Genomic DNA, 9,717 nt, shown 5'->3' with positions numbered 1-9,717 from the left:
AAGAACGTCATTGATGCCGGCACCGCCTCTGGCTCCGGGATCAATCAGGCCATTGAAGGCGACGATGGGGAGACAGGTTCATGAGCGATTCAAACTCTGGGGTGATTCAGGGCGTCTATGGCAACCTGCGCCACCCTCAGCGCACCGGCATTCTGGGACTTTCCCTCGGCGTCTCTCTGGCCGGGGTGCCCTTCATCCTCGTGTCTATCGTCCTTATGGCCACCGGCCGCGCGGCGGCGGCCGGTGTGGTCATTGGTGTGGGCGTGCTCGGCGCTGTGTTGTTGGTGGCCACGAAGCGGCAAGGCCGCTCAATCTATGGGAGAACGATGCTGAAGATCGCGCAACGACGCAAAGAGAAGTCCGGCAAGCACCTCTATGTCTCAGGACCGACGGGGTTCACCCCGGATGGGGCCACGCGGCTTCCCGGTCTCATGGCAGACACCGAACTGACCGAACACATCGACAGTGCCGGCCACACCTTCGGGCTGCTGCGCACGACCGGGCGCGGGGCCTATAACTACTCTGTGGTGATCGAGGCGCGGCCAGACGGCGATGCTCTCGTGGATCAGGACTCGGTACGTCACCAGGTGTCCCATTGGGGCGGCTGGTTGCAGTCCCTCGGACAGGATGACGGAATCCGCGGGGCCTCGGTCACTATCGAATCCGCGCCCGATACCGGGCTGCGGCTTCGCCGGCTGCTCTCCCACGAGCGCGCCGATGGGGGCCCAGAATTTGCGCGCATCGTGACCCAGGGAATCGCAGACGAGTATGACCACGGGGCACCAGAAATGACCGTGCGGCTCTCGGTGACCTTCGACGGTAAGACCTTCGAGGCGAACAAGGATCGCGGCCGCGAGGAAATGGCGACCGACATTGGCGACCGGCTCCCCGGAATTTTGAGCGGGCTCTACTCCACCGGGGCCGGGATCGTGCAAGCGTGCACCGCCCAGGAGATCATCGACTTCACCCGTGTGGCCTATGACCCCACGACCGCGCCGGCCGTGGAGGAAGCGCAGATGAACGGGGGCACCAACCTTCGGTGGACCGACGCCGGCCCGTCCTACGCTGCGGATCTCTTCGACTACTACAAGCACGACAGGGCCTATTCCTCGTCCTGGACGCTCTACGAAGAACCGCGCGGGACATTCACCCACGACTCACTGCGCCGGCTCCTAGAGCCCATGCCTGGGGTGCTGCGTAAGCGCGTGACCCTGCTCTACCGTCCGGTGCCTATCGACCAGACCACGGACCTCGTGCAGCGCGAGATCAAGGAAGCGACCTTCGGCGGATCTCAGCAGCGCGTCTCCGTCCGGGCCGCGCAGCGCCAGGCGGCAGCGATGAAGTCAGCGCAGGAAGAAACGATGGGGGCTGGGGTCGCTCGGTTCGGGACTATCGTCACCGTCTCGGTGGCCGATCCCGAACAGTTCCGCCGGCTGAATAAGGAAATCCCCTCCCTGTTTTCGCGGACCCGTCTGCGGGTGCGCAATGCACTGGCCAATCAGGCTGTGACCTTCCAGGCCGGCTTGCCGCTGGGCGTGGTGTTGCCCGATCACATGCTGTTGAACGACGAGATCTCAGACTTCTTCTCCTGAGTCAGGACCGACCCCACACCTCGAAAGGTGTTGATGATGAGTTCACAGACCACCGATGACCAGACCCCGGCGGCAGCCGCGAAGCTCGTGCTCTCCAAGGGCGATAGGCGACGGCTAGAGAAGGAAGAGCGTCGAGCTCGCGAGGCCGCACGCGCCAAGCAGGTCCGGGGGCTGCGCCGGTTCTTCGCGCAGGTCAAGGCAGATCGCAAGGCGACTCTGACCCGTCCCGGCGCCACTGGCTGGAACCGGCGGGGCGGTGGCCCTACAGGCCACATCGAGCGGCCCTATGAGCTGCAAGGGACCACGGTGCAGCTCTGCGGGTACTGGCCGTTTATCGCTGGCTCTGGTGCTGAGCTGGTCGGGGCTCCGTTGGGGAAGGATCTGCGCCGGGAATCTCTGGTGTGCGCGGACCCGATCTCCTGGTTCGTCGGTGAGCTGATCCGTAACCCTTCGGCGTTCGTTCTGGGACAGCCGGGGTTGGGAAAGTCCTCGCTGGTCAAGCGCATGGTGGCGGTGCTGATGGATTGGGGCATCATTCCTATGGCGCTTTCTGATGCGCGCCCGGATTACGTCGATCTCTTCCGCGCCTGTGACGGTCAGGTGATCGAGTTCGCTCCGGGCCGGTCCCATATCAACCCGATGGACGTCTCCGTGTTCGCGGCCGCGCTGGCCGGGGTGAAGGATGAGAAAGCGCGTGAGGAAGGTCTGAATGACCTTCGGACACAGCAGCTCTCGTTGATGAGTGGCCTGGTGGCCATGTTCGCGCGGCGCAGCTTGGACCCCCACGAAACAACCGTGCTGGCTCACACGATCCGGTCAATGGACCCGGATCTGACTGATCCGGTGCTGATCCCGGACATGATCGCTCATATCCGGTCTCGGCCGGCCTCGCTGCGGAATCTGACCCTGACCCATGAGGACACCAACGCCTATGACGCTCGCGTGCAGGGGCTCCTGGATGCGCTGATCGCGATGGGCCCAGACGGGCAGTACAAGGATCTCTTCTCGAAGCCGACCACGGCGCACATCATCCCCGGTAAGCCGGTGGTCTTCGATGTGTCCGCCGTCGGTGAGAACGACGGAGTTCTCATGGCTGCGGTGCAGTCGTTGTGCTGGAACCTCGGGACCATCACCGTGGCCACCGAGAAGATCGTCACCAAGGATCAGGGGCTTCCCCAGAAGCACTACCTGCTGATCATGGATGAGCTGTGGAAGGTGCTGCGCACCTCAGAACAGATGGTCTACTTCGTGGATTCACTGACCCGACTCAACCGTGGTCGTGGCATCGGGCAGATCATGATTACTCACACCATGAATGACTTGAAGCTGCCTTCTCAGGCGATGACCGATATCGCCTGGGGCTTCGTCAACCGCTCCGAAATGGTGTTCCTCGGCGGCCTGGCTCCGGACGAGATGGGAAACCTCGAGAACGTCTTTGCACTCTCAGAGACAGAGAAGTCCTGGCTGACTGAATGGACCGATGACTCGGGCCGGGTGACCGGCTCGGAGAAGCGGCCGCACACCGGCAAGTTCATTCTCAAAACGGGCAAGCGCCCTGGGCTGCCGTTCAAGGTCCACCAGGTGCACGCGGAAATCGCGGTGACCAACACCAACTCGGCGTGGGAGCAGGGCACCGCGACCACGGACGACGAGAGCGGAGATCTCGTATGAGCAACCGGGCAGGAAGAAGAAGTCAGCCAGGCTCCGGGGAGGCCGGCTGGATCTTCCTCGGCGGATTCATCGCCGTGGTGCTGCTGCTGGTCGCCGGCTGGTGGGGCGCTGCGCTGATTGATCCAGCGATCACCGGCCCTGCCGGTGGGAGTGACCCGTTCACGATCATTGGTGGCCAGGTGACGGGCGCGCTGCCGGTCACGGCGGCGCAGCTCGTCATGTTCGGCACTGTCGTGCTCGGCGTCCTGGTCCTGGTGGGCCTGGTCGTCTTTGCCGCGCTGCGGCAGCGGGGCAAGTCCTCGCGGGTCGATCACCTGGCGCGGTCGATGTCGCGGCCGAAGGATCTCAGCGGCCTCGGGATGAAGGCCCAGACGGCCGACGCGGAACGTCTGAAAGCGTCCAACGCTTCACCGGGGGTGCCGCTGGCGCGCTCGGTGGCCAACAACAAGGAGCTGCGCGCCTCGTGGGAGTGGGTGCAGACCTGGATCATGGGGCCGCGTGCCGGTAAGACGTCGTGTGTCTGTGTGCCTCAGATTGTCGAGACCAACGGGCCGGTGCTGGCGACCTCGAATAAGCGAGACATTGTGGATCTCACGCGCGCACCACGGCTGGAAAAGGGCCGGGTGTGGGTCCACGATCCCCAAGACATTATTGGTGAGGAACCGTCCTGGTTCTGGAACCCGCTGAGCTTCGTAGAGGACATGGAGACCGCCCAGAAACTCGCGGACGTGTTCATTACCTCCGAGACCTCGGCCGGGGCCTCCCAGGACGCATATTTCACCTCTGACGGTAAGCGTCTGCTCTCGCACCTTCTGCTGGCGGCGGCGGTGTCCTCGCGTCCGATCACCGACGTGTTCAACTGGGCCAATGACCCGGCCGACACGACGCCGCGTGATGCGCTGTCCAGTGCAGGGAAGCCTAGCTACGCGGCGGCGCTAAGTCAGATCATGCAGCTCGCGCCGAAGCAGCGCGACGGCGTGTATGGCACGATGCGCCCGTGGGTCTCAGTCCTTGGGGATGAGCGGGTGATGCCGTGGCTGCGAGATCCCCAGATCCCCGGCGTGCAGGAGTTCGACCATGAAGCCTTCTCCGAGACCACGGACACGCTGTATCTGATCTCGCGTGAGGGTGGTGGATCTGCTCGGGCGATCACTGCGGCGTTGGTCATGGCCACGCTGAGCACTGCGGAGAAGCGCGCCGGCCGGCTGCCTGGTGGCCGGCTCTCGCCGCCGATTATGGCGGTGCTCGATGAGGCCGCGAACGTGGTCCGGTGGCGTGAGCTGCCGGATCTGTATTCGCACTATGGTTCGCGCGGCATCGTGGTCTCGACGTTCTTCCAAAGCTTCGTCCAAGGCGTGGAGGCGTTTGGCAAGGAAGGGATGCGCAAGCTGTGGTCCTCGGCCAATATCCGGGTGGCCGGCTCGGGTCTGTCTGAGGATGAGTTTCTGCCGTTCCTCTCCCAGCTCGTGGGAGAACGGGACATGGTGAAACGTCAGACCAGCACCCAGCAGCGGGGCCGGTCTACCTCGACCTCGATCCAGCGTGAACGGATCATGGACGTGGCCGACCTCGCGGGGATGCCCTCGGGGCGCGCGTTGCTGTTCAGCTCCGGCCAGCCAGCCGCGCTGATGAAGCTCGAACACTTCTCAGCGAAGCCCTACGCCAAGGCCGTGAAGGAGTCCCAGACGCACTTTGAGGCGAAGCTTGGCGGACCTAATCCGTTCGCCACCCCGAAGCGCTGACCGCGTCGCAACTATCGCTTATCAGATCGACCACTTATCGCGGTGGGCTGCGGCGTAGGCCGCTTCGGAGCAACCTTGATCTTGGGCTGCACGACGAGTTTGGTCGATTGAAGTCCCGACTCGGAAAGCTTCGCTGTCCGCGACGAGCTGATCCTTGAAATCTTTACTTTCTTCGCCATGATCACCCTCCGCTAATGTGGGCCCAAGTTTAGTCGCCCGAGTTGAAGAGGTACAGATTGATCCCTGACACTCTCCAAGGCGTGGTCCTGACGGCACTCGCACTAACGCCTGGACTGCTCTTCTTGCTCGTCCACGAACGCTACTTCCCGACTAGGAAGCACAGCGCCGTGAGAGAAATCGCTCTGTTCCTGAGCGTGGCAGCGTTTTCGTACCTCGCCGCTATCTTTGCGGTCGCTTTAGTCGGAGTCGTCTTTCCCGACATCCAACAAAATCTGCTCGTGTTGTTCGGGGAATCTACGCCGGCCCCGGCGGAAGAATTCTGGGCCTGGGCGACGCTTATCGTGGTTGGTCTATTGGCTTGCTTGCTGGGCGCTTACCTAGGCCGAGCGCCGTGGGCGAAATTCATTCGTCCTCGCACAGCCAATGCGTGGTGGGAACTGTTCGACGCGCGAGAGCCCACCGACGCAAACTCGTATGTGGTGATCACCTCGACCAACGGAGATCGCTTCCATGGGTACGTCAAGAGTTTTTCTCGTGAGGACACCGAGGAACAAAACCGAGCGCTTGTTCTGTATGAGCCGTGGATCCAGTACGCCGGTGACGAAGAGATCCAATCCCTCAACGTAGAGTTTTTGACCGTCCACGCCTCTCAAATTAGCTACCTGACAGTTGACTACTACGCCACCGAAGCCGAAGAACCACGCGCTACCGAGGACGCGGCCTCTCACATAGAACGGCTGGAAGCACACGTCGATGAGATCAAACACCTGAGTTTATGGGCGAGAATCTTTAAGAAATACCCCTCGATGGGGTAGTAGAACGCCACACGCAACTGTCCCCCCGTCCGCAAGAAGCGGACGGGGGGACAGTTGCGTGTGGACTACTGCTCGCGGGGATCGTCTTTCTTCCTGTACCAGCCCTCGGGCGTCGGGGCGGTCTCCCAGATGGGCGGGATGATGTTCCCGGGCACTGGTTCCGGGGTCTCGTGGAAGTTCCAGAATGGGCCGTCAGTGGCGGTGAGCCGGTCCATGATCGGGTAGAGATAATCCCGATAGAAGACGGCGTTGGCTGTGCCGCCTTGCAAGCGCAAGTGCTCCCACGCCTCCCACAGAGCTTCGAGCGCGCCGCCGGCTTCTTCATAGCGCCACCAGTTCGGGTCCCAGCGCCGTTTGCTGCCACCGAGTTCGCGGCGGAAGTTCGGCAGCAGCCAGTCATCGACCCATTCCCCGACGTTCGGGTAGACGGGCGGTGTCTGCCCGTCCTCGGCTTCGGGGTCGGGCACCGGAACTTCTGGTGCTGGTTCCGCTGGCGCGGCGGGTGTGGGGGTCGCTGGTGCCGGCGTAGCCGGTGCTTCGGGCTCTGCCGATTCCTCGGCAGTGTCGGTGTCCGGTGCCTGGGACTCGTTGAAGAGGGCGGTGAAGGGATCTTTCATCGGCTGATCTCCTGTCCTCTCTCCTTGGTGGCCACTGCGCCGCGTGCCGGCTTGGTCGCCTTCTGGCCCGAACTGTTGATCGTGGTCTTGGTCGGCTCAGCGAACATCTTTGCCTGTCGCTGCCGCACCGCGACCAGGGCCGGGTCGGCCTTCTGGATCTCGTTGAGCTCCTGCGCACTGACCCGTGCGTAGGGCTGGGGCTGGCGTCCGCCGGTCGCTTCTTCTGACCGGGCGTGCTCTCGGTCCTGGTGGACCTCGGAGCCGGCCCGGTCTGCCTCGGCAAGATTGGCCGTCTCTGACTTCTGCGCTTCGGCCGCGCGGTCGGTGGCTTCCTTGACCTCGGGGGTCTGCTCCTGCTCAGCCGGCGCAGCGGCTTGGGACTTCTCGGGCTCGTTCTGGTCCTGTGAGAGTTCGGCGGCGGCGACCTCGGGCGCTGCGGTCTCGCGCTGCGCATTGATCCTCGCCTGGTCCGCTTCGGTCTCGGCGCGTGCCTTGCTGAAATGATCGTCCAGCGCATCGCGCAGCGCGTGGTGACGATCCTCCAACGAGTTCGGGTGATCGCGGTTCATCTGCTCGACGTTGATCCCGAAATCGTTGCGCAGCACATCGGCGGTATGCATGGCAGCCATGCGCGCGTCGGGCTGTGTACGTGCCAGATGTGAGGCCACGGTCATGTGGTCAGCGATGTTCTCACTCGACGCGGTGCGCCAGAATTCTTTGCTGTAGACCTCCTGGCGCAGACTCGATGCCAACTGCGCTTCGGTGCGCTGCACGTTAGCCTGATCGGCTGCGCGCTGCTGCGCCTGGGCCTGATGGTTCCGGGTCGCGGTTTCCCGGACCTGCATCGCGGAACCGGTGAGCGTGCGCGCCATGACCGCAATGCTCTCGGAGATCTCGGATTCTTCGTTCTCAGCCATAGTCCTACCTTCCGTAGTGGGCTTATCGTCCGTATCCCTGGTCCGGGCCGTGGGCCTGGAACCTATCGACACTCATCGTCTCTGCGGCCGGCTTCGCGCTGCGCTCTTCGGTCTTCTGTACGCGCGCCAGTTCTGCGCGCAAGATCTGATCCGCCTGGACCAGAACGGGCAATGTCGCTGCGGTGAGCTGCGGCCGGCTGCTGGCCAGCTTGTCATCGGTCATTGCACGGGCAAGACGGTTCGCCTGTTGCAGCACTGCCAGCCAGCTACGGGCAGAGTTCTTTGACGCGAACCGTCCTCCAAGACGGATCGCGTGGGCGACGTTGCCGCCGCCCTGCGCGGCGCGCGCATAGTTCTCTGAGAGCTGGTGGAACACTCCCGGCTTGCCCTTCTCCATCGACATAGAGATACGCGCGTAGATGTTGGACAAGGTATCCGGTGACGTGGTGCCGCTCATGACCTGACCAGTCCGGCGCGGGTCGAACCCGTGGACCTGGGTCGCGCGGTCTGGCTGCGCGATGGAGCCTGAATGAATCCCGCGCAGGAGACGGTCTGCACCCTCTTTGCCTTCACCGTTGAAGCGTGTCCCGATGTGGGGCCACCCCAACGTGCGGTCGATCTTCGAGGGCGCGTAGTAGATCGTCTGTTTACTCGATCCGGGCTCGGGCACGAGACCGACGCGGTAACCCACGACGTGATCGGTCGAGCCCTTGGCGAAGCGTGGCGCAACGCGCACGCCTGAGTCCATGAGGCGCTGTACGTATTCGTGCTGGTTCGTAGACGATGCCAGGGCTGAACGCATCCGGCGGCGCAGCTCTTCCGGTGCCGGCATCGCCCCTTCGTGGTGTCGAACAGACACCTTCTCGGCCGGCTTGTGGCCACTGATCCCGCGCGCCTTGTCCCTGGATTCCAGCACCACGAGTCCGTGCTTCTTCTCGATCTCGCGGGCGACCTGCTGGGACCGACGCTTATCGAAATGAACGTCGGCTTTGGTCCCGTCCTCGCGGACCATCTGCACGGCGATGTGAATGTGATCGTTGCCGTTCTTGGACTCCCCGTGATGAATGGCAGCCCACCGGGAAGTTTTGGCTCCGTCAGGGTCGATGAAGCCCATGCCGTCCACGAAATCGTGGGCGATCTCGGCCCACTTCTCGTCGCTGAGCTTTCCTTCGTCAGCTTTCAGAGCCAGCGAGCAATGCCACACGTGAGCGTCCTTCTTGCCGGTCGTCACGTATTGGGAAGTCTCCGGGTCAAACTCCTTGACGGGCTTCTGAACTGCGGTGCCGTGTGCTTTGCGTGGAGCGTCGAGAACGTTAGCGATATCCAGCGCGTCATCGCGGGTGAGTGCCTTACCGGGCTCGACGGCGAAGGTCACAATATCGTGTCCGGCTATGAGGCGCTGATCGGTGTGCTCATTGGCTCGACCTGGACCGGCAAGGTACATGACGAGTCCAGCCATACGACCACCCTGCGTGACGTTGGGCATCATGTGGAATCGGCCTCTTCGGGTGAAACAGCGAGGCGGGACACCGCATCATTTGTACGCTGCATAGTGGCCCGGACCTGAGCCAGTGAGTGAGTCAGCTCCGCGCTGATCTCCTTGGTGATCGCGTCCTCAGCGTTGGCGTGACGAGCGAGCTGGTTGATGTTGTTTCCGATAGCGGCAATCGCGGCTTGGATCTTGTGCAGGCTAAGAACGATCTCGCGCCGCTCGGTGACGCTGATCCCGCGCTGACGAGACAGCGCAGATTCCTTCAGGAATCGCGCGGGCGTCATGCCGGCCTGTGAAGCAGCGAAGTAGAGGGCATTGTCCTCGAACTCGGTCAGCTTCACCTCGCGACGGATCGGGCGACCGCCCCTGGCGTTCGCTTGCCGCATCCGTTCTGCCATGAAACTCACCGCCCTTCCGCCCAGTGCAACGACGCTTGAACCCTCTGGGTTCAAGGGTGCCACAGGCCAAGCGCAGCGACAAGGCCTACAAGCGAGTTAGCCGTGCTAACTCTACAGCTTGCTCCGTCCGGGACACCTTCTATTGGTCTTTCTGGGTGTGAACGTGCGGACCTGAAAAGACAAGCGTTCTTTTCGCGAGGGAAGCTTACGGGCTGCGCAGAACCGGTCAAGCCTTCCGACCGGCTTTCGCGGCATATCCTCACTCAATCGCTTCGCTCAATCCCTCCGGTATT

8 protein-coding genes are annotated in these 9,717 nt (G+C 62.9%); 4 read left to right on the top strand and 4 right to left on the bottom strand.

The annotated features are described in order from the left end of the window. Positions 1–80: 80 nt before the first annotated feature. The 4 genes from BCL67_RS14720 to BCL67_RS14705 all read left to right on the top strand — a co-directional run bounded on the left by BCL67_RS14720 (position 81) and on the right by BCL67_RS14705 (position 6,000). Positions 81–1,592, top strand: a complete 1,512-nt coding sequence (locus tag BCL67_RS14720) for an SCO6880 family protein (RefSeq protein ID WP_106124161.1) — start codon at positions 81–83, stop codon at positions 1,590–1,592. 36 nt (positions 1,593–1,628) lie between these two features. Continuing rightward, a complete protein-coding gene (locus tag BCL67_RS14715) occupies positions 1,629–3,263 on the top strand; it encodes a hypothetical protein (RefSeq protein WP_106124160.1) in 1,635 nt (544 codons plus the stop codon). Between the two features lie 74 nt (positions 3,264–3,337). Then, complete coding sequence (locus BCL67_RS14710) at positions 3,338–5,005, top strand: type IV secretory system conjugative DNA transfer family protein (protein WP_258175116.1); 1,668 nt, start codon at positions 3,338–3,340, stop codon at positions 5,003–5,005. A gap of 221 nt (positions 5,006–5,226) precedes the next feature. Continuing rightward, positions 5,227–6,000, top strand: coding sequence for a DUF6338 family protein (locus tag BCL67_RS14705; protein WP_308738011.1), 774 nt, complete (start codon positions 5,227–5,229; stop codon positions 5,998–6,000). Between the two features lie 65 nt (positions 6,001–6,065). On the opposite strand, the gene BCL67_RS14700 is transcribed toward BCL67_RS14705, so the two are convergent. The 4 genes from BCL67_RS14700 to BCL67_RS14685 are packed head-to-tail and all read right to left on the bottom strand — an operon-like array spanning position 6,066 to position 9,424. Beyond that, the gene (locus BCL67_RS14700; RefSeq protein ID WP_106124157.1) at positions 6,066–6,617 is read right to left on the bottom strand and encodes a DUF4913 domain-containing protein; all 552 of its coding nucleotides are present in this window, start codon (positions 6,615–6,617) and stop codon (positions 6,066–6,068) included. Further along, positions 6,614–7,534 (bottom strand): hypothetical protein, encoded by a 921-nt coding sequence (locus BCL67_RS14695; protein WP_106124156.1) that lies wholly within the window; start codon positions 7,532–7,534, stop codon positions 6,614–6,616. Before BCL67_RS14695 ends, BCL67_RS14700 begins: the two co-directional genes overlap by 4 nt. Positions 7,535–7,556: 22 nt before the next feature. Beyond that, positions 7,557–9,023: a relaxase/mobilization nuclease domain-containing protein gene (locus BCL67_RS14690; RefSeq protein ID WP_106124155.1), complete on the bottom strand. Its 1,467-nt coding sequence runs from the start codon at positions 9,021–9,023 to the stop codon at positions 7,557–7,559. Beyond that, entirely contained in the window at positions 9,020–9,424 is a 405-nt protein-coding gene (locus tag BCL67_RS14685; protein ID WP_146131204.1) for a plasmid mobilization protein, read from the bottom strand. Before BCL67_RS14685 ends, BCL67_RS14690 begins: the two co-directional genes overlap by 4 nt. Between the last annotated feature and the right edge of the window lie 293 nt (positions 9,425–9,717).

This window comes from Nesterenkonia sandarakina (genome assembly GCF_003003175.1).
GTDB classification, from domain to species: Bacteria; Actinomycetota; Actinomycetes; order Actinomycetales; family Micrococcaceae; genus Nesterenkonia; species Nesterenkonia sandarakina_A.
The sequence above is the reverse complement of the archived record's forward strand: the minus strand, read 5'-3'. Positions and strand labels throughout refer to the sequence as shown.

Excerpts from the sequence above, each read along its gene's own strand:
- BCL67_RS14690 (WP_106124155.1), bottom strand. The coding sequence starts at position 9,023 with ATGATGCCCAACGTCACGCAGGGTGGTCGTATGGCTGGACTCGTCATG.
- BCL67_RS14715 (WP_106124160.1), top strand. The coding sequence starts at position 1,629 with ATGAGTTCACAGACCACCGATGACCAGACCCCGGCGGCAGCCGCGAAG.
- BCL67_RS14720 (WP_106124161.1), top strand. The coding sequence starts at position 81 with ATGAGCGATTCAAACTCTGGGGTGATTCAGGGCGTCTATGGCAACCTG.
- BCL67_RS14700 (WP_106124157.1), bottom strand. The coding sequence starts at position 6,617 with ATGAAAGATCCCTTCACCGCCCTCTTCAACGAGTCCCAGGCACCGGAC.
- BCL67_RS14695 (WP_106124156.1), bottom strand. The coding sequence starts at position 7,534 with ATGGCTGAGAACGAAGAATCCGAGATCTCCGAGAGCATTGCGGTCATG.
- BCL67_RS14685 (WP_146131204.1), bottom strand. The coding sequence starts at position 9,424 with ATGGCAGAACGGATGCGGCAAGCGAACGCCAGGGGCGGTCGCCCGATC.